This is a genomic window from Larkinella knui (assembly GCF_003858645.1).
Classification (GTDB): Bacteria; Bacteroidota; Bacteroidia; order Cytophagales; family Spirosomataceae; genus Larkinella; species Larkinella knui.
The window spans coordinates 1,002,367-1,022,306 of record NZ_RQJP01000003.1 but is presented as its reverse complement, the minus strand read 5'-3'; the positions used below and the strand labels follow the sequence as shown (position 1 = coordinate 1,022,306).

The 19,940-nt window shown below is 51.7% G+C and carries 14 protein-coding genes; 5 read left to right on the top strand and 9 right to left on the bottom strand.

The features are described 5' to 3' along the window. Window positions 1-205: 205 nt before the first annotated feature. The 9 genes from EHT87_RS18165 to EHT87_RS31865 form a co-directional block, all read right to left on the bottom strand. Entirely contained in the window at window positions 206-1,477 is a 1,272-nt protein-coding gene (locus EHT87_RS18165) for an HlyD family secretion protein (protein WP_124908058.1), read from the bottom strand. 3 nt (window positions 1,478-1,480) lie between these two features. Next, window positions 1,481-3,679, bottom strand: coding sequence for a peptidase domain-containing ABC transporter (locus EHT87_RS18160; protein WP_221622035.1), 2,199 nt, complete (start codon window positions 3,677-3,679; stop codon window positions 1,481-1,483). A 48-nt stretch (window positions 3,680-3,727) separates the two neighbouring features. Further along, a complete protein-coding gene (locus tag EHT87_RS18155) occupies window positions 3,728-6,895 on the bottom strand; it encodes a lantibiotic dehydratase (protein WP_124908056.1) in 3,168 nt (1,055 codons plus the stop codon). Window positions 6,896-7,050: 155 nt separating this feature from the next. Further along, window positions 7,051-7,188 (bottom strand): class I lanthipeptide, encoded by a 138-nt coding sequence (locus tag EHT87_RS31380; protein WP_185716275.1) that lies wholly within the window; start codon window positions 7,186-7,188, stop codon window positions 7,051-7,053. A gap of 200 nt (window positions 7,189-7,388) precedes the next feature. Next, window positions 7,389-7,526 carry a class I lanthipeptide gene (locus EHT87_RS31870; protein ID WP_221622034.1) on the bottom strand — a complete coding sequence of 46 codons (138 nt, stop codon included), beginning with the start codon at window positions 7,524-7,526 and terminating at the stop codon, window positions 7,389-7,391. 182 nt (window positions 7,527-7,708) lie between these two features. Next, the gene (locus tag EHT87_RS18150) at window positions 7,709-8,914 is read right to left on the bottom strand and encodes a lanthionine synthetase LanC family protein (protein WP_229321162.1); all 1,206 of its coding nucleotides are present in this window, start codon (window positions 8,912-8,914) and stop codon (window positions 7,709-7,711) included. Next, a complete protein-coding gene (locus EHT87_RS18145) occupies window positions 8,911-9,849 on the bottom strand; it encodes an LLM class flavin-dependent oxidoreductase (RefSeq protein ID WP_124908055.1) in 939 nt (312 codons plus the stop codon). The genes EHT87_RS18150 and EHT87_RS18145 overlap by 4 nt, the downstream gene beginning before the upstream one ends. 131 nt (window positions 9,850-9,980) lie before the next feature. Then, the gene (locus tag EHT87_RS31375) at window positions 9,981-10,130 is read right to left on the bottom strand and encodes a class I lanthipeptide (RefSeq protein WP_185716274.1); all 150 of its coding nucleotides are present in this window, start codon (window positions 10,128-10,130) and stop codon (window positions 9,981-9,983) included. Between the two features lie 246 nt (window positions 10,131-10,376). Then, complete coding sequence (locus tag EHT87_RS31865; RefSeq protein WP_185716273.1) at window positions 10,377-10,520, bottom strand: class I lanthipeptide; 144 nt, start codon at window positions 10,518-10,520, stop codon at window positions 10,377-10,379. A gap of 520 nt (window positions 10,521-11,040) precedes the next feature. On the opposite strand from EHT87_RS31865, the gene EHT87_RS18140 reads away from it, so the two are divergent. The 5 genes from EHT87_RS18140 to EHT87_RS18120 all read left to right on the top strand — a co-directional run bounded on the left by EHT87_RS18140 (window position 11,041) and on the right by EHT87_RS18120 (window position 19,888). Beyond that, window positions 11,041-11,688 (top strand): response regulator transcription factor, encoded by a 648-nt coding sequence (locus EHT87_RS18140; protein WP_124908054.1) that lies wholly within the window; start codon window positions 11,041-11,043, stop codon window positions 11,686-11,688. Window positions 11,689-11,794: 106 nt separating this feature from the next. Next, window positions 11,795-13,573, top strand: a complete 1,779-nt coding sequence (locus tag EHT87_RS18135; protein WP_124908053.1) for an ATP-binding protein — start codon at window positions 11,795-11,797, stop codon at window positions 13,571-13,573. Between the two features lie 260 nt (window positions 13,574-13,833). After that, the gene (locus EHT87_RS18130; RefSeq protein WP_124908052.1) at window positions 13,834-17,052 is read left to right on the top strand and encodes a SusC/RagA family TonB-linked outer membrane protein; all 3,219 of its coding nucleotides are present in this window, start codon (window positions 13,834-13,836) and stop codon (window positions 17,050-17,052) included. A gap of 94 nt (window positions 17,053-17,146) precedes the next feature. Beyond that, the gene (locus tag EHT87_RS18125; RefSeq protein WP_124908051.1) at window positions 17,147-18,715 is read left to right on the top strand and encodes a RagB/SusD family nutrient uptake outer membrane protein; all 1,569 of its coding nucleotides are present in this window, start codon (window positions 17,147-17,149) and stop codon (window positions 18,713-18,715) included. Window positions 18,716-18,805: 90 nt separating this feature from the next. Beyond that, entirely contained in the window at window positions 18,806-19,888 is a 1,083-nt protein-coding gene (locus tag EHT87_RS18120; protein ID WP_124908050.1) for an IPT/TIG domain-containing protein, read from the top strand. Window positions 19,889-19,940 lie beyond the last annotated feature (52 nt).

The window sequence follows — 19,940 nt, the reverse complement described above, 5'->3', positions numbered from 1 at the left end:
ATCCGGTTTGGGTCAATCCAATCGCAGCGATTAGATTATAGTACGAAGATAATGGATAAGATCAATGAAGCATACCGGTTTTGTCGTAAAGCTTTTGGATGGGAACGCGGATTGGACGGATCAAACGGATTTAAACGGATTTTTAGCTGCGTAAATCTGTCTAATCCGTCCAATCCGCGTTCCTATTGGATCGACGAACGATCGCTCACTCCGTCAGTTCACTGGCTACTTTTTTGAAGTTTCGGAACGTGTACTCATACAGCGTGCGTTCATCAAAAATGATGTTGCAATTCCCCCGCATGCCGATTCGGACGAGGTTATTGAGCCGCTGATAATCCGTCAACTGCACCTGAACGTTGAAAAGCCCTTTTTCATCGGGCGTAATCGAAACCTGACGCACGGTGCCGCGCACGGTTCCCCATTCATAAACCGGGTACGCATCCAGTTTCAATACCACCGGTTGCCCGACCTTCACCTGCCCGATGCGCGACGAATTGACCTGCGTGTAGGCGTAAAGGGGCGCTGCTTTGTAAATCATTTTCAGGATGATCGCGCCGGATGGGGCTTCTTTCTCGCCCTCGAACACGAACGAAACCGTGCCCGCCCGTTCGGCTTTCAGAATCAGGTGGTGGTTGGCGGTTATTTCAAATTTCCCAAACCGCCCTTCAATGCGTTTCTGCATGGCATCCAGCGAACTGCGGAGTTGGGCACCTTCACCCCGAAAATCCGTCTCTTTTTTGGTCAGCTGCTTTTCCAGACTCAGCATTTCCAGCCGTCTGGTTTCGATTTGCTGGCGCAACGAACGTTCTTCCTGCCCGAAATTCTGCGTGCCCGACTGGTAGGCCGATTGCGCCCGCAGCAACGTCGCTTCGTAGCCGTTCAGGTCATTTTTGCTGATGTCGCCGGTGCGGTATAACTCCTGGTTGATTTTGAAAATCCGCCGGGCGTCTTCCTGCTCAAACTGCAACTTCTCCCGTTCCGACGCCCATTTGTTTCGCTGAACTTCGATCTGGTTTTCTTTCAACCGAATATCTTCCCGAATCTGCGCAATGGTCAGCTCAATAATCTGGCGTTCCTTGTCGGCCGACGTCGTGCGGTATTTCTGGTACTGGTCAACTGCTGTGTGGGCTGCCGACCAATCCGACACCAATGCGGCCACATCCGGGGCGCTCACTTCCAGCAAAGGCGTTCCGGCCGCCACCGCCTGACCCGGTTTTACGAAAGACTTCTCCACATAAATTGTCGCCGGAAACCGGTACATGTCTTCCGCCACTTCGGATTTGACCACGAACGGCACGGCGATCATATCCGGAAATTCAATCACAAAACCCATTCCGGCCCCAGCCACCGCCAGCAGGACGGCCAACCAGCCCAGGCGGCTCAGGATTCGCTGGCGCACGTCGGCAATGGGCGCATCATCGACGTGGTATAAATCTTCGAACTGGGTAACTTCCAGGTCAGCTAACAACGGATGCATGGCTTAATAGTCGATGTAGGTTTTGATGAAATCGTAGTAAATGCCTTGTTTGTCGATCAGTTCACCGTGGTTTCCCTGTTCGGCAATCGTGCCGCCATCGAACACCAGAATCCGGTCCACGTTTTTAAGCGTGTGCAGTCGGTGCGCAATGGAAATGATGGTTTTGCCTTTAAACCGTTCGTAAATGTTGTCCAGAATCCGGCGTTCCGTCTCCACATCGAGCGCGCTGCTGGCTTCGTCCAGAATAATGATGTCGGGTTGGTCGGCCACAAAAAGCCGGGCAAAACCGATTTTCAACACTTGTCCGCCCGACAGATTACTCCCAAAGCTGCCGATCATGTGGTTGTAACCCAAATGATTCGACTTGACAAACTGGTGCAAGTCAGCCAGTTGAGCGGCTTCCGCAATGCGATCGATCGACGCCGACAGGTTGGCGCAGCGGATGTTTTCTTTGATGGTGTCGTTGAAAACGTACGTGTCCTGCGGAAACAGGTGAACGTGTTTGCGCAGGGTTTTTGGGTGAATGTTTCGCAGTTCGGTATCGTCGCAAAAAATCTGGCCTTCGTAGTCGGGATAGAGGTTCATCAGGAGCTTGACAAACGTGGATTTTCCCGTGCCGTTCCGTCCGACAATGCCGATGCGCTCGCCCTGCCGGATTTCGCAGTTCAAATTCTTCAGCACGTACTTCGTGTCTTTCTGCTGATACCGGAACGAGACGTTGCTGAAGCGGATCGATTTGCCCGAAAACCGGGAAGTCTGCTCCTGTACGCTGGCCATTTCCTCGTCTTCCAGGAAAATCTCGTTGACCTTCCCGAAGCTGACACTCAGTTGCGTCACCATCATCCAGAGCATGCTGACGCTGTTGATGGAGTTCATCAGAATCATGAAAATGGCCGTAAACGCCATGTACTGACCAATCGTGAGTTCGCCCGTAAAAATCTGGTAGGCACCGACCCAATATACGGCTATCTGACTGAAAATGAAGATGAGCCGCTGCATCGAATTGATCAGAATCTGCTTTTCCTCGTCGGCCATCACCGAATTGATCGATTCACGGTGCAGCTGCTTCCAGCGAACCAGTTTGTATTTTTCCAGCGACAGCAGTTTGACGGTTTTGATTCCCAAAACCGTATCCAGAAAACCGCCCAGCGACGCCTGGTTTTTGTGGTATACTTTCGACCGCAGGTTTTTTACGATGGGCATGAAATAAACCGTCGTCAGGCCGTAGGCCACAAAACAGACCAGCGCAATGGTCGCCAGTTGCGTGTTGAAACCGAACAGAATCGGGAAGTAAATCAGCATGAAGAATACGTCCAGAAACTGCTGGATGATGATCGGGTTGGTCAGCGCCCGGATGCCGATTCCTTCCTGAAACCGCGACATGAATTCTTCGCGTTTGCGGCTGTCGTAATACTTCTGTTTCAGCGAAATCAGCCGTTCGAAAAACTTACCCATGAACTCGGTTTCGAAGCGAAACCGGTAGTGCATCATGAGCATGCTGCGGCCGTAGGTCAGGACGACCTGGATGACAAAAACAAGCATCAAACCCGCCAGAATGCCCACCAGCAGCTTTTTGTTCTGGTTGACCAGCACGTTGTCGAGCATCGTTTGCGTAAACAGCGGCAACACCAGCCCCACCAGTTCGAGCACCAGCGAAAACAGAAAAATCTCGGCCAGCACGCGCTTGCCTTCCTTCAGAATCGGGAAGTAAAGTTGCCGAAAAACCGATGCTTTTTTCTGCTTATGCTCTTTAACGGCTTCGTCCAGCCGGGGACTTTCGTAAAACGCTGGCGTCGGTTTCAGCTCCAGCACAATACCGCTGAATTTATTGCAAAACTCATCTTTTTCGTACCGTGCCTTGCCAAAAGCCGGATCGGCGACGCGCACGTAGGCGTCCGTGGCTTCATACACCACCACAAAATGCTGGCCTTCGTAATGGGCGATGCACGGCAGTTGGATTTTCTGCAAATACGCATAATCCAGTTCGTAGCCTTCCGCTTTGAAGCCGAAACTTTCCGCGATTTCCATCAGGTCGTACAAACTGCTGCCCTCGGTGTTGACTTCGGCCAGTTTGGTCAGTTGGTGCCGGACGTCCGCGCTCCCGTAATGCTTGAAAACCATCGCCAGGCAGGTAGGGCCGCAATCCATTCCGGCGCTTTGATCGAGGTGTGGAAACCGGTCTACCAGTGCGTAGGGGCTCATTTTGCCACCAAGTATGGTCCTCAAAACGTTTTTCATGATCTTCATGGCTTAACAGGCTAGGGCTTCGACGGGCGTATTTTTCTTAGCCAGCACCGTGCGGCCATACGCGGCCCGGTAATGTTTATGGAGATGGTAGTAGAGCGAATATTCGACAAACCGCTGCCGGGTGCGGAACAACCGGTTGGTGGTCATGTGGATCAAACTGCCCAGCAACGACGTCAGGGGAATTTCCAGTTTATTTTCGTCGCGCAGTTGATGAATGGTCAGCACGAATGGTCGCAACGTTTCCCGGTGTTGCCGGTTCAGATCGTAGAAAAACTGATGCTCTTCATTCGTCTCGCTCCACAATTCCGCGATAGCGGTTTCAATCACTTTATACCGGGTGTCCAATTGCTTTTTCAAGACCGAATTATACCCAAATTCCCGGCCGAAAGCGGTGGTCTGTTCGTCCGTAAAATCGAGTTTTTGTTTCAGGTCGAAACCAAAATCATCCAGCAGGGTATCTATTAGTTTCATGCCAAAACGCCAGCGACATTCTTCGCCTTCCGCGCCTTCGATCAGGCTCAAAAACTGGAGAATAAGCTGGCTGTCAACATGAAAATACCGTTCGACGGCGTCAATGGAATGGCGTCCATAGCGTTCCAGCTCCCGGTTATAGGTGTCATTTTTTACGGCCGTTATGACTTTTTTGGCGATAAAAGGAGCCAGCGCATCGTGCAATTCCTGAATGATTTTACCCAAAAAGTCCGGCTTGATGAGGTGGAAACGAAACCGGATGTGTAGTTGCGGATCGCCGTAGCGGATAAAGAAAAATTTATCTGTCCAGCCCCGCGTTTCAAAACGGTCTGCCAGCGGTTTTAAAACCGTAGTTAAAATGAAATCGGCGGTTTTTATGCCGGTGTAAATCTTATAATATAGCCATTCGGAACCCGAGAAAAACTGGCGGGAAACCACTTTTAAAGATTCATCAGTAGCCGGTTTCGGAACTGGTTTGAGTGAATCCGGCTCATTTTTAAAAGCAACAACGAACTGATTCGTGTGCCAGCCCGCTGCTGACTGGGCAACGGCGTTATCCGCCCGAAAGAGAAATTCTTTAATCTGAAATTTATCCTGTGATTTGATTTCATTCACGAACGTTTCGGCCAGCCATTGATTTTCCAGATCGACGTACAATTCGTTGTCGGAATCCAGCAGACAGATGTGCCGGGGAATACCGTACTGGTTGCGCCAGCGATCGATTTCGATTTTCAGACCTGGCCAATCCGACTTTTTAAACGCCGTCACCAGCGGTTTGACCTGTTGCGCCTTGCAATTCCAGCGGGCTTCCGACAGAATGATGGTATCGAACACGATGCGGGGAATGAAGACAAATACCGAACTGGCCGCACCCAGCGCCAGACCCAGATAGGGGCGAACCGACTGGTTTTGCAGGGCGCACAGAAAATGATAGACGTCCAGCGAATTGGTCTGGGCGTAATTGTGGGCGTTGGAAAGCTGGGGAACGATGATTTTATTGTGCGATTTCGACCGCAGCACCACCCGGTTTCCGACCACCCGAATGACCAGATCCGTCACGGGAATCTGGTGGTCGCCGTCCACCGATGCTTTGCCCAGATACGGAATCTGGTACTTTTTCAGTTGTGGCCGGATGATGATGTTGCCGGTGCGGGCTTCGGGCAGGTGAATGATATCGGCGAAAATAACGTCGGGCCGGATCTGGTCTTCGGCGTCGCTGATCTGCTGGATGAGGTCCAGAACGGTGGCGTCGGTATGGCCAAAACGGCCCAGCAGCGACGTACCGGTCGTTCCGCCAAAACTATCGAGCACCATCGTTTCGCGGCCGTTTTCACGAATCACCGAAAACATCGCGGCATTCGTGGGCGGCAGGCTGGTGCGGGCCGGTTCGATTGACAGAAGGTCCTCCTCCGTGATGGTAATCTGTTGAGTACGATGCAGTTGAGCTTCCGCTATTTTCTGAAACAGAAACGCTTGTTCCGGACTTACCGTCCAGGTTTTTCGGGCTGCGGTGGCGGCTCCGGCCACGACGCCATCCACCAGCGGGGAATCATCATACGGCTCCTGATTTGCCGGAAAACCGATGCCAATTTCGGGGTCGAGCGCAACGACGAGCGGTATTTCCTCGTCTTCATACTGATCGTAAAACCGGTTTCTAAATTCTTCCAGCGCCCCTTCGCCGGTGGGAGAAAGCTTCAGGAGCGCTGGAATTTTGGACACTAATTTATTGAGAAGGCCCCGGTTTAGCTGGCCGGAGAGCGTGGGTAGATAGGTGTCGATCTGGAAAAGCACTTTACGGTCGAACGGCGTAGACAGGCGGCTCAGTTTTTGCTCGACCTGGCTCAGAAGTTCGATGGAAGTCTCGTGTTCCTCACGTTCGAGGTCTTTCAGATCAACTTTAACCTCCTGCAACAAGGCCACAATACGGGCTAACTCGTCAGAAGGATGCTGGTTGTCAATCGCTTGGAGAATAGTCAGAATTTGTTCCAGAAAATTTTCACCGGTCAGCGAGGGCTCGAGTTCGCTCACAAGCAACTGGGCTTCAATCACCGACTCGACGAAATCCCGGGCATCATCCGCACTGATTTCCTCGTCGATTAAGCCCGCACTCAGGCTTTCGGCCCGAACACCCGGCTTGCTTTTATGCAGAATATCGGCCAAATACGGACTCTTCTCGGCGCTGCTGAGGTGGTGAACCCGCTGGCCGTTTTCATACCGATAGGTTACATACCGGTATTGATCGTTGATTTCGTACAGGCTTGAATTCGGGAAAAACCGTAAGTGGTGCTTCACGTCGGGGTGTTTCTCCAAATCCTGCGCCAGGGCACAGAGGTAATTCATGTCGAGCCGCACAATCCGTTTCAGCTTCCCGGTGGCCCCTATACGCAGACTGGACTGGGACGATTCGACCGGGGCCGTGGCAAAACCGCCGAACAAACCAAAGGGAGTGCATCGGGTGGCATACCGGGATAAATACTTGATCAGTGAATACAAAACCCGCCGGGATTTTTCGTCGGGCTGACGGCTGAAATCGAACTGGATGGCTTCTTGGTACAAAGCCGGAGACGCAATAGACAGGGCTTCCAGAAAAGCCGGACTGTGAAGTTGCTGGCCGAGCTTCGTCCAGTCGGGGTTTTCAATGGCGGAAAAACCGGCAATGGGAACCCGAACAAAAGCGGTTTCGAAGGCAGTCGTTTTCATGACCAAAAAGGAAGGAGTGTGTGTAGGGGTATGGCAACATACTGAAAGAACGAAGGAGTGTTAAACCCCCTCGTTCCGGTCAGCGATTCAACTTAGGTAAAGAAAGAATCGAATATAGTTCTCCGGTTTGGAGAAGAGACGTATGCCGTTCGTGCTTACGGTTCGCAGATTTTGCTGGTACAAGCCGAAGCGGTTTCGTGCGGACGTCCACCGATTACATTCAGGGCCTGGTTTTTGGACAAAGAGATAATTTTGTCGGTTTTCAAGGTGATTTTTGAAACTTGCTTTTTCATGATTTGTTGTTTTAACTTGATTGTTTAAGTGCCTACTCTGGTCAGGTTTTCGGCATCCCCTTACTGATTTTTGATTCGGCTATTACAAACCTGGAACGTTTGAAATTGATTTGGAAATTTCAATTAACCAGTGGTCTATAAGCGTGAATGACTGGTGCAAATTCGCCAACGAATCGATTTAATCCGAAAGTGTAAACGGATTACGGTTCACAAATTTTGCTGGTACAAGCCGTGCGGGTTTCTTTCGGTTTTCCACCCAATACGTTCTGCGCCTGATTCTTGGATAAAGAGATGATTTTGTCAGTCTTCAATGAGAGTTTTGAAAGTTGCTTTTTCATTAGAGTTGTTTTTAAAAATTGGTGTGTTGTACCTACTCTGTTCAGGTTTTCGGTGTCCCCCCGGCTTTTTCTGTTTGGCCGATACAAACATCGTGAGTTATGAATGAATCAGGAAGCCGCAACTTGTAGCTGGTGGCATTCAGTTAATAACTGGTGGAAATTGGCCCGAATGGAATCCGTTTTCAGGAAAGTAACAGAAAGCGTTCCCAGTCCATCGGGGCACCTAACTCCGCGAGCAGAACTAATCCAATGCTGCTTTCGCCGTCGAGCAAGCCCAGGTTCGGGGCGTATTTGCCGGAGTCATACGCCAGAAACACGTTTTCATCCGGTGCCGAAAGCGCATACGACGGCGTTTGCTGCATCCAGTAATCGGCGGCTTCGGTCAGCAGGGGATGGGGGAACTGCCGGGCCAATCGCCGGAAAAGATGGGCTACGCCGGTCGATCCGTGGCAAAGTCCCGCATCGTAAACATGGGTGTCTTCCAACTCTCGTCGCCGGGCGGCTTTCAACAGCATTTCACGGGCGATTGCCCGCCAGGGAGCGTATTCGAGTTTCTGCCCGCACAGCCAGAACGCATTGGCAATGCCCAGATCGCCGTAGCACCAGCTCAGGCGACTGTCGTGGTCTTCACGAACGTCGGTTAATACCGTCGGAAAAAGACTCTTCCCCGACCGGTTGCGGTGGTTCCACATCCACTGGAGCGTTCCCTGAATGAGTTCGGCGCAGGTCCGTTTCGCGTAGTTGCGTTCGTAAAAAAGGCTCAGAATTGACACGATGCTGGCCGTGCCGTGCGAAAGGCTGGGGTTATAAACCATTGACTGACCCGCCTTCCGGCGGCCAAAATCATCGAACGACCAGGTAATATCGCCGTTGGGAAACCGGATGGCGGTGTCCGACAATCCTTTGACCAGCCGTTCTATATAGCGGGTTATGGCGGCAGAAGGTCGGCGTTCCAAAAAATACAAAGCCGCACTCAGTCCGCCGTGGAGGTAATCATAATCGCCTTTCTGGAGCTGTTCCAGCGACAATTCGAAGAGCGGCTCGTCGAGGTCCGCCACAATATCCTGTGCGTCGAGTTCGTCGGTCTGGAGCAAACCGTGGTTGCAGAGATGCAGAAATCCCCAAGCCACGCCCGCCATACCGCCCGCGAAGGAGTGAATCAGTTCGCCGTTCTGAACCGCGTCCAGACTGACCGCGACGCGTTCCCAGATGCGGCTGTCGTCCGTTTGTCCGAAATACCGGTTCGCGTAGGCTTCCAGCAGGGCGTATCCCATTTGGCCGCTCAACAGCGCCACATCGTTATCGACCGGTTGCTGATGGATGTGGCGGTAAACCCGGTCGAGTAAACCCCGGTTGGTGGCCATCGGAACCGTCATGGGTGCGTTCATATCAAGTGGGCTACGGCTTCAGGCGCGTAAGCGGAGCCCGTGTAGTGAGGAAGAATGTTGGCCAGCATTTCGATACCCGTCAGTTTATGGCTCGTTTGTTCGGCCATATTCATGAAGATGAATTCATCCACCTGGTAGATTTCCTGTAACCTCGACAGCTCATCCAGCAGGTAAGCCGGTGAGCCAACGAGTTCGTTAAAGACGCTAACGGGCCGCTCCAGTTCTTCCCGGATTTTACGGGCTTCGTGGCTCGTTTCAGCGCAGACTCCGGCAAAAGCCAGATTGATTTCCGGCTCCCTGCCGTGATTTTGGTAGAATACCGCCTTGTATTCGTGCAATTTTTCAGCCTCCCGATGGTGGTCGATAATCTCGGTATGAAACAGGGATTTGCAAAGGGAAGTCGGCTGGCTGGCAATCGCTGAAACGTTTTTCAGACCCGCCGTCAACGCCCAGATTGTGGGCAGAAAACCGCCGAAGGGAACAATCTGGTGGGCGTTTTCGGCCGCGTAGATATACTGGTAAACCGCCGTACAGTTTTTAACAAATTGATGCACCTTAGCGGCCGGCGTAGAAAAATCAAGGTCAGGTACGAGAAGTGGTACCATTTCGGGCGGAACCCCTCCGCCGGCCATGCCGAGGTCGATTCGGTTGGGAAACAGGTTGTTGAGAACTTTAAACGAAGACGCCACCCGGTACGGATTATGAAACGCCATCAGCAAACCCGCAACGCCTATTTTCATTTCGCTGGTCAAACCGGCAATGATGGGCAGCAGCACTTCCGGATTGCTATAGGCCGACGAAGCGCCGTAGTGTTCGCCCAGCCAAAACCGGGTGTAACCCAGCGTTTCGGCCTGCTGGGCGTATTCCAGCACATTTTCAACAATATCCATCGGACTGACACATCCGGTTCCGAACTCGAGAAGACCAAGTTTCATGATTGGTAAGTGGATTTTATTCGGGCTTAAACTGAAGGACTGGAAATAAGATTAAGCAGCATTTGGAGCCAAATGCTGCTTAATAGGTTGGTAGTGAGAGGGCTAAGCCAGAGCTGACTTGACCGGATTCATTAAAGTTCGGTGGGGCAATAGCCTGCCGTCGTGCATCCGCCGATGGTCTTGTCTTTTGGACGGCCACCCATCACGTTCAAAGACTGTGCTTTCGATAAAGAAATGATTTTGTCGGTTTTCAGGCTCAATTTTGCGATTTGCTTTTTCATGATAAGTTAAACTGGTGTGTTTGTGTGCCTACTCTGGTCAGGTTTTCGGCGTCTCCTTGTGGCTCTTCTCTTTGGCCGATACAAAGCTGGCAGATTGGACGTTCACACTGAAATCACACCTTGTAACTGGTAGTAGTAGGTTGGTATCTAGTAGGAAATTATCAACAGGCCGTTCTGGCGCAGGCCTGAAAAGCCGCCTACTCATCCGGAGACTTTTGGCGGCTTCCTTCCAGTTCACCCCGGAAATCAAATACCGGCTGGGCAATAACCTTTCGTCGTACATCCGAATGCCGTCGGTTTTTGACCACCGATGACGTTTGAAGCCTGCGATTTTGATAAGGAAATGATCTTGTCAGTCTTCAGTGTGATTTTTGAAAGTTGCTTTTTCATGATAATTTAAACTGGTGTGTTTGTGTGCCTACTCTGGTCAGGTTTTCGGCCTCCCCTTGTGGCCGTTTTCTTTGGCCGATACAAAGTTGACAGGTTAGAAAGCGGCAAAGAAAAAATAGCGGGCGACTCGCCGAATTGGCTTGTTTACTGGTAGAAATTTGGCAGCGAATCGATTTTAACGATCGTTTCGGCTACGAATCAGTGCTGGAAGGATGGCCTGTTGACCCGCTTTGCTTTGGGACATTTGCTAGGGTTTTCCCTAAATTTCAAAAAATGGGGGTTTCCCCTATTTTATTACCTACCCGCTTTGTCCTATTTTTGCTAAACAATATTCTATTTATCGATTTCATGCAATTGAAACGCTGAAGGGTCAAATTAAAATCGCCGATCGTGTGTTGAACCGGTACTGAAACTTCGTTCGGAATGGTTGAAAAGGGTTGGTGCAGCGAGGTGTCGATCCCGGCATCGATTGAGGGGCGGATTTCCTGAGGTACCTATACCCGTTAAAGTAAAAGAATTGATGATACGAGTTTTGATTGCGGATGACCATAATGTGTTCGTTGAAGGAATTGAATCGCTGATTTCAGGTTCATCGGAGATTGAGGTTGCCGCGCGTTGTTTTGATGTGTCGTCGGTTATCAAACAGCTGAGCCACACGCCAATCGATGTAATTTTGCTGGATATTTCGTTCCCGCAGGTTGAAGATGGACTGGCGCTTTGTGAGCACATTACCCGGATGTACCCGGCGACGAAAGTGATTGCCCTGACCATGCATGACGATGCGAGTCTGATTAAACGGGTGGTGAAAAAAGGAGCCAAAGGGTATTTACTGAAAAATACGACCAAGGTTGAGTTGTTGCAGGCGATTCGGACGGTTCATCATGAAAAACCGTATTTCAATGAGATCATCACGACAATTTTACTGCATGACGAACCCCGAAACCGGAAGTCGGGCAGTGGAGCGGGTCTGAAGCCCAACCTGACGCCCCGCGAATCGGAAGTCCTGAGCCTGATTGCGCAGGGGTTGACGACGCAACAGATGGCTACCCAACTGTTTGTCAGCGTGAAAGCCATTGAATTTCACCGCAGCAGTCTGCTTATGAAGTTCAGTGTTCCAAATACCGCTTTGCTAATTAAAACGGCGATGGAACTGCAATGCATTGACTGACAGCCGGTTTGAATACAGACACAATAAAGTTGCTTCTCAATAGGTTTTATAGACTTTAAGCTGAACCAAATCTGGAAAACTTGTTGTTCTTTCCAAGAATGATCCAATGATGTTTCGTCTGATTGTTACCCTGTCCCGAAAATACTGCTGCGGAGCTCTCTTGCTCCTCGGGCTGGCTGGCTTTTTTCAGACTGTTCAGGCCCGGTCGGGATCGTCGGCTGTCGACAGTTTGAAAAACCAGATCAGGCAACTGATTCAGGACCGGAATTATGAACAGGTGGCCCGCTCCTACGAACAGTTAGGCTGGCTTTACCATCAACAGTATGGTTACAATAAGTACACGCTCGATGCTTATTTCAATGGCATGAAGTATTACCACCTTCGTGGTGACTCGCTGGGGTATTACAACGTCCACATCCTGATCGGCGACTATTATACCCAGGACGTTTTTATGCAACCGTACGCCGAGCAATATCTTCGAAAAGCATTGCAGTTTTTTGTGCGGAAGCAGAACCGGCCAAAAGTTATCGAGTGCCGGCTGGCCTTTGCCAATCTGGCGCAGAAGAAAGAGCTGATTCCTGGAAAACTGATCACGGAACTGCGGGAAACCGAGCGGATGAGTGCCTTATACAAGCAGGAATATTCACAGGCGTATGCCATGAATTTGCTGGCTAACAGTTATTTACGGAATAAACAACCCGATTCGGCGCGGTATTTCGCGGTTCGGAGCCTGGCCATGTCGCAACGGTTGAAAACCAACTGGATGATCGCTCTGAATTACTTTTATCTGGGGCTGGTCGAGCAGTTTAAAAACCATCCGCAAGCCGCTATTGCCGCGTACCAGAAAAGCTATAAGCTGGCCGAATCGGAAAAAAATGTGTCCATGCTGCGGGAATTATCCCGGCATTCCGCCGACAGTTATTCGCACATGGAAGACTACCGGAATGCGTATCTGACGTCGTTGAAAACGCTGGATTTTACGAACCAGTTTTACTATTCTGAACAGACCAAAAGCATCCGGTTGCAGGAACTCGACAGTCAGGTAAAAACGCTGGCCGTTGAAAAACAGCTGGTCGAGGAACAGAGCCGTCATCAGCACATGCTGAATTCGATGCTGGCGATTGGGTTGGTTATCAGTGTATTGGGTGTTGGCGCGCTGGTTTTCCTGCGACGACAACAAAAATTAATTTCTCATCAACAAACCGTTATTGCCCAGCAACAGATTCGGGATCTGGAACTGAAATCGTTGCAGGCCATGATCGAAGGGCAGGAAGGCGAACGGAGCCGGATTGCCCGGGATTTGCACGACGGATTGGGCATTCAGCTCTCGCGAATCAAGCTGTTTGTGGAAGCGCATCAGGAGTTGCTGCCCCTGTCGGTAAAAGAACCCCTGAATCAGTTTCTGGACGAAGCCTGCACGGAAACGCGTCTGATTTCGAGCGACTTACGACCCTACGCGCTGTCTACGTTTGGCCTGATTCCGGCGCTTGAAGATCTGGTACAGAAGCTCAATCTGGTGAACGAAACCGCCTTGACGCTGGAACATTACGGCGAAGTTCCGGATTTGGGCGACGAAGCTTCGGTGATGATTTACCGGGTCGTACAGGAATTACTGAATAATGCCTTAAAACATGCTGATTCGCAAGTGATTACCGTGCAAATGATGACCAACGACGAAGCCATTCTGATCAGCGTGGATGATGACGGAAAGGGCGCTGATTTTGAAACGAATCCATCCAAAGGCAACGGTATCGCCAACATCAAATCCCGGATTGCTTACCTCGGCGGTCAGGTGATGTGGCAGAGTGAACCCGGCAAAGGAACGTCAGTCATGATTTCGCTGCCGATGCAGAAACTCGTCAAGAATACACTGGCTGTTTTATAATGTTACCCCCAGCCCCCTAAAGGGGACTTTAAAAATCCAGCTGCTTAAGTCCCCTTTAAGGGGTTGGGGGCAGTCTGATAATTTGATCCCAAACGCTTAACCGAAGTTTTAAGGCCATGCCGAACAAACTGTTCTGAACTGACCGGGCACCTCGCCCGCACAAGGTCTGATTTTTCTCATTAAACCGTTTTTTTATTCCTACTCTCAAAGCGCAGCTTTTTCGGGAGTGACCACTTTTTTGTCCCTTTATTTCACAAATTATGATAAAACATGTGCTTTCGGGGGTTTTGCTGATGAGCTACTGGACGAATGTCTACGCTCAGATCCAAACCAATGCCGTCGCAATTCCGGAGAAAAACCGGGTCGTGATGGCGTCACTGAAGAATGCGAATGTCGGCAAATCCGATGTCAATGCCCTGGTAAAAGGGGTGGTTTCCGACGACAAAGGCAACACGCTCCCCGGTGCAACGGTGTCTGTCAAAGGCACAACGCAAGGCACCACCACGGATGCCGAAGGCCGGTTTACGATCAATACACCGTCGGGCGCTTCGGTGTTGGTGATTTCGTTCATCGGGATGAAAACGCAGGAAGTCACGATTGGAAACCGGACCAACCTGACCATTATTCTGCTGCCGAACGACCAGTCGCTGGACGAAGTCGTGGTGATTGGGTACGGTACCGCCAAACGCTCCGACGTTACGTCCTCCATCACGACGATCAAAGCCGCCGAACTGAAAGACATTCCGGCGGCTGGGATCGACCAGTTACTACAAGGCAAAGCGGCCGGGGTTACGGTAACCAGCAACGGCGGTCAGCCCGGTGGCGGGGTTTCGGTAAAAGTCCGGGGTGTGACGTCCATCAACAGCAACGATCCGCTGTTTGTGATCGACGGCGTACCGTTTGTCGGTGGTAATACGTCCAACAGTACGGGCTATGCCGGTCTGGGCGGGGGCGATGGTCAGACCGGAAATAGTGTGATGGCGATGCTGAACCCCAACGACATCGAGAGCATCGATGTGTTGAAGGATGCTTCGGCGCAGGCCATTTACGGTTCTCAGGCCGCCAATGGGGTGATTATGGTCACGACCAAAAAAGGAAAGCAGGGCGAAGGCAAGATCAATTACGAGATGTATACCGGCGTTTCGGAAGTGGCCCGGCGGCTGGATCTGATGAATCTGCAGGATTTTGCCCGGTATCAGAACGAAGTGCTCCCGATCATCGGCAACCCGGTTTCGGACGAGTTCAAAAATCCGGAGTTGCTGGGCCGGGGGACCGACTGGCAGGACGCGATGTTCCAGCGCGGAACGATCAATAACCAGCAATTGAGCTTTTCGGGGGGGAAAGACAAAACCACGTATTATTTGTCGCTGAACTATTTCGACAACAAAGGCATCCTGCTGGGTTCGAATTTCAAGCGGTATTCGAGCCGGTTTAGCCTGGACACCCAGTTGAAAAGCTGGGCGAAAGTTGGCCTGAGCGCCAACGTATCCCGCAGCATTCAGGATGTGTCGCTGGCCGATGCCGCCGAGGGAACCATCTGGTGGGGAGCCGCAACCAGCCCGCTGATTCCGGTGAAAAACCTCGACGGTTCGTGGGGGGGTGGTCAAACCATCGGCGGGGTGCAGTACAACAACGCCAACCTCGTCGGAAACAGCCAGTACCGGGGCAATACCAAGACCTCCAACAACGTGTTCGGAAGTCTGTATGCCGAATTTCAACTGATGAAAGACCTGAGTTTGCGGAACGAACTTTCGTATTCGCTGGGGCAGGACAACAACGTTGCTTTCCAGAAAGCCGGTAATGTGGGCGGGACGTCGTTCCGCAGCAAACTGATCGATTCGCGCTCGGATAGTTACTACTACTCGATTACCAACTACTTGAACTACACTAAGTACATTGGTAAACACGGTATTCAGGCCACCTTAGGCCATCAGGCACAATCGTCTTATTACCAGTCGATTTCGGGTACGAAAGTGGATTTGCAAGCCAATATTTTTGACCTCAATACCGGTAGCTCCGACCAGACGACCTGGGGGCTGAGCGGTGGAAAAGGACACTGGGCGATGGAATCCTGGTTTGCCCGCGCCAACTATACCTACGACGACCGGTATTCGCTTTCGGCCAGTTTCCGCGCCGATGGCTCGTCTAACTTCGGGCCCAACAACCGCTGGGGGAACTTCACGGGCGTGTCGGCAGGTTGGACGGTTTCGAACGAGAAATTCATGAAAGGGAGTGTGGCCAACGTGCTGAGTTTCATGAAGGTTCGGGCCGGTTACGGAACCGTTGGTAACCAGAATTTCCCGAGTGGCGCACCCAACCCGGCGTATGTGGGCGCGGTTCAGTTTTTCTCAGGTCCGGTGGGCTTCGGTTCGTCCAACATGATCAACGGGATTCCGAACCCGAACCTGAAATGGGAATCGGTCAAAACCACCAATGTCGGTGTTGACCTGGGTTTCCTGAACGGGCGGATCGACGCGACCATCGATGTGTATAAGAAAGTGACGTCCGACATGATCATCTTCCTGACCGGGCCGAACCTGATCGGGGTGGGTGACCAGTGGGATGACCTGAAAGCGCCGTTGGGCAACGCGGGTCAGATGACCAATACCGGGGTGGATATCGGCATCACGACCACCAACATCAAAAAAGGCGATTTCACCTGGAAAACCAATGCGGTATTGACCCAGTTCAAAAACACCTACGACCGCGCGGCTAGTGCCGCATCGGCGCTGGATGGGAAAGTGTATTACAACAACTACCTGATCACGCACACGACGCCCGGCAATCCGGTGGGTTCGTTCTGGGGGCTGGTGACCGACGGCTTGTTCCGCACCCAGGCCGATCTGGACAAGAGCCTGCCACAGTTTGGCTATAAGGTGAATCAGAACGAAACCTGGCTGGGCGATATTCGCTACAAAGACATCAACGGCGACGGCAAAATCGACGCCCAGGACTTGACGTTCATTGGTAGTCCGCTCCCGAAATTTACTTGGGGTTTGACCAACTCACTGACGTACAAGGATTTCGATTTCTCACTTTTCCTACAGGGCAGTCAGGGCGCCAAAGCCTATAACTTCCTCCGCTGGCAACTGGAAGGTCTGAACAATGCGTGGTCGAACCAGATGCGCACGGTGAACGACCGGTATACGGAAACCAACACGGACGGCGCGCTGCCCCGGTTTACGACCACCAACAAGAACAACACGGCCATGTCGGACCGCTACGTGGAAGACGCTTCGTACTGGCGGATTCAGAACATCACGCTGGGGTACCGGCTTCCGAGAACGCTGTTGAGCAAGGTGAAAATGACGAACCTGCGGATTTACGGGTCGATTCAGAACCTGAAAACGTTCACGGATTATTCGGGCTACGATCCTGAAATCGGCTCTTTTAACAACAGCATCAAGCTGATGAACGTAGACACGGGCCACTACCCGAACCCGCGGACGTTTACCATCGGCGCGAACGTACAATTCTAACTTATTGAGTGAATTAGTGATTGAGTGAAAAGCGGATAAATCAGGTTTAATTCACTCAATCACTAATTCACTCAACCACTCAATAGAAAAAGTCATGAAACGAAAATCCATATATGCCCTGGCCATTTCGGCGCTGCTGCTGTCTTCCTGCAAAGAGGATTTCATCGAGCGGCCCTCGCTGTCGGGCACAACCACCGGGAATTATTACAACAACGCGGACGAAGTTCGGGCCGCAACCAGCACGCTCTACAGCGGTTTGCCCTGGCGGAATTACGAAAGCCGGGCGCAGGACGCCATTGGCGATGTAATGGCCGGCAACATGTTCACCTACACCGATGTAGACTATCTGAACTTCACGGTTTCGTCGGCTTCCGAGCGCATCGGTGCTTCCTGGGGCGCGTTTTACAAAATCATTGGGTACGCCAATGTGATGATCAAAACGTTTGAGGAGAAAAAAGCCGCCGGTGGTGGGGCTGCTTACCTGGACCCGGCTATTGCGGAGTGTCATTTTATTCGCGGAACGATTTATTTCTACATCGCCCGTACGTGGGGTGCCGCGCCGATCATTACCGATCCGGGTGCAACGGCTTTGTCCGGTAATTTCAACATTCCGCGCTACCTCCAAAAAGACGTTCTGCGGTTTGCGCTGGAAGAATTGCAACTGGCCGAAGCCGGTTTGCCCGAAACCGACGTGCCGGGCCGTCTGACCAAATATGCCGCCAAAGGCATGATGGCCAAGTTGTATCTGTACAACAAAGACTACGCGAACGCCAAAGCGAAATCGGAAGAAGTGATCAATTCCGGGAAATACAGCCTGGTGAGCGATTACATGGGCATGTTCACCAAAATGAGCATGAACAACAATTCCGAGTCACTCTTCTCGATTCAACACCAACTGGCGCAGGATCCCTGGGGAACCGGTAACCTGAAAAATCCGGATCGCGGTGCCGGTGCGCTCCGTACGGCCGAAGCCGACGCCTGGGAAATGTACGTTCCGTCGCTGGATATCCTGAAAGAATACGAATTTGGTGATCTGCGCCGGAAGTGGTCGGTCATGGAACACGGCTGGACCAATCCGAGCTGGAAACCGCAACGGGCCAACGCTCCCAAATATAACGCGTTCATGGCCAACGGTTTCAAATACGATACACTTCAGCCAACGGCCGACGGCGGCAGTTTGAGTCCGACGCGCTCCAACATTCTCAAATACTTTGCCGGTCCCGGCAAGAGCTTCGGTGGGGAGCCGGTTCTGGGCCAGAATTCGGGAAACAACGTGGTGTTGCTGCGGTATGCCGACATTCTGCTGATTTACGCGGAGGCTACGCTGGCGGGCGCGGCTTCGACATCGGATGCCAAAGCACTCCAGGCGGTGAATGCCGTTCGGACGCGGGCGGGTCTGTCACCCCGGACGTCGCTCACGCTGGACCAGATCCTGCACGAACGCCGGGTGGAATTTGCCTTCGAAGGCGATTACTGGTATGATATTCAGCGTCAGGGCTTTGCCAAAGCGAAGGCCATCATTGAAAAGCAGAATCGCGGGACGGTAACCGGGGCTACGTACGTCACCAACTTCACCGAAGACAAGATGTATCTGCCGATTCCGTCCGGAGAGATTGTGCAGGACCCCGAGTTGGGCAAAGATCCGGTTCCGTATTACAAATAGATGGGAGAGAATAGACAAGAGATAAAGGAAGGTTTTTTCTATTCTCTCTTGTCTATTTTCTCACGTCGCTCACAAAAACTTAACAATCCAATGATATTCAATCGATTCAATCAATTGGCGGGCTCGTTATTGCTGACCCTGGTGACGGGTTTTGTGCTGAGTTCCTGCGAGGAAGATACTGATGGTCGGCCACCGTATAAACCGGGTACGCCCGTTGCCACCAAACTGGCTCCCGACTCGGCCGCCGGCGGCACCGTTGTGACCCTGACCGGTTCGGGGCTGGGCGATATGCGCAGCATCGTGTTCGAAAAGCAGAACGTTCCCGCCGGTTTTCAGCCGACCCTGAATACCGATCAGGCGCTGATTTTCCGGGTGCCGGACGAAGTGGTCGGCGGGGTTCAGAACGTCACGTTTACCAACAGTGAAGGCAAGACGGTTTCGGTGCCGTTTCGCGTGCTGGCCTATCCGACGGTTACGGACTTTTCCAATTATAACTTTACCAAGGGCTCGGAAATTACCATTACCGGCAATAATCTGGACGATGTGGTGTCGGTGAAATTAACCGGTACGCCGGATGCGGCCACAATTGTTTCCAAGGAGAAAAAGAAACTGGTCGTTAAAATGCCGGCAACGATGGCCAGCCGGGCTACGCTGGACATTGTAAACGGCACGGGTTTGTTGAAAACCACCCAGGAACTGGTCAACGTCGACAAGGCGTATATGATCTTTGGCGACACCTACGGTGCTGGTTTTCAGGACGGTTCATGGGGTGATGCGGGGGCAATATCCACGAAAGAGTTCAAATCCGGCACGGCTTCGGTGGGGAAAAACTTCCAGAAAGGAAACTGGCACCTGATCGCTTTTGCTAACTGGTCAACCTCGGCGATTTCCTACTCGGCGGACTATACCTACGTGTCGGGCTGGATCAAAGGCGCTTCGGCCGACTACACGCTGTATCTGACCACCGATGCCAGCAAAGCCGGTTTTGGCGAATTTGCTGACAAAAACAAGATCGATGTGAAAGCTGGCGTCTGGAATTACTTCAAACTCAAACTTTCCGATCTGGATTTCTGGTCGGCGGGTAAGAAATTGACGCAGGTCGGTTTCCGGATTCAGGGACCCGACAAACAGGACGAGACGTTCTATTTCGATGACCTGATGCTGATCAAATAACCGTGTATCGTTTTACCCCGGAGGGGTTGACTGTTACTAGTAAAACCGCTGC

Bases quoted from the DNA above. Each gene is read 5' to 3' on its own strand.
- EHT87_RS18165 (WP_124908058.1), bottom strand. From the start codon at position 1,477: ATGCATCCGTTGTTAGCTGACCTGGAAGTTACCCAGTTCGAAGATTTA.
- EHT87_RS18160 (WP_221622035.1), bottom strand. From the start codon at position 3,679: ATGAGCCCCTACGCACTGGTAGACCGGTTTCCACACCTCGATCAAAGC.
- EHT87_RS18155 (WP_124908056.1), bottom strand. From the start codon at position 6,895: ATGAAAACGACTGCCTTCGAAACCGCTTTTGTTCGGGTTCCCATTGCC.
- EHT87_RS31380 (WP_185716275.1), bottom strand. From the start codon at position 7,188: ATGAAAAAGCAAGTTTCAAAAATCACCTTGAAAACCGACAAAATTATC.
- EHT87_RS31870 (WP_221622034.1), bottom strand. From the start codon at position 7,526: ATGAAAAAGCAACTTTCAAAACTCTCATTGAAGACTGACAAAATCATC.
- EHT87_RS18150 (WP_229321162.1), bottom strand. From the start codon at position 8,914: ATGAACGCACCCATGACGGTTCCGATGGCCACCAACCGGGGTTTACTC.
- EHT87_RS18145 (WP_124908055.1), bottom strand. From the start codon at position 9,849: ATGAAACTTGGTCTTCTCGAGTTCGGAACCGGATGTGTCAGTCCGATG.
- EHT87_RS31375 (WP_185716274.1), bottom strand. From the start codon at position 10,130: ATGAAAAAGCAAATCGCAAAATTGAGCCTGAAAACCGACAAAATCATT.
- EHT87_RS31865 (WP_185716273.1), bottom strand. From the start codon at position 10,520: ATGAAAAAGCAACTTTCAAAAATCACACTGAAGACTGACAAGATCATT.
- EHT87_RS18140 (WP_124908054.1), top strand. From the start codon at position 11,041: ATGATACGAGTTTTGATTGCGGATGACCATAATGTGTTCGTTGAAGGA.
- EHT87_RS18135 (WP_124908053.1), top strand. From the start codon at position 11,795: ATGATGTTTCGTCTGATTGTTACCCTGTCCCGAAAATACTGCTGCGGA.
- EHT87_RS18130 (WP_124908052.1), top strand. From the start codon at position 13,834: ATGATAAAACATGTGCTTTCGGGGGTTTTGCTGATGAGCTACTGGACG.
- EHT87_RS18125 (WP_124908051.1), top strand. From the start codon at position 17,147: ATGAAACGAAAATCCATATATGCCCTGGCCATTTCGGCGCTGCTGCTG.
- EHT87_RS18120 (WP_124908050.1), top strand. From the start codon at position 18,806: ATGATATTCAATCGATTCAATCAATTGGCGGGCTCGTTATTGCTGACC.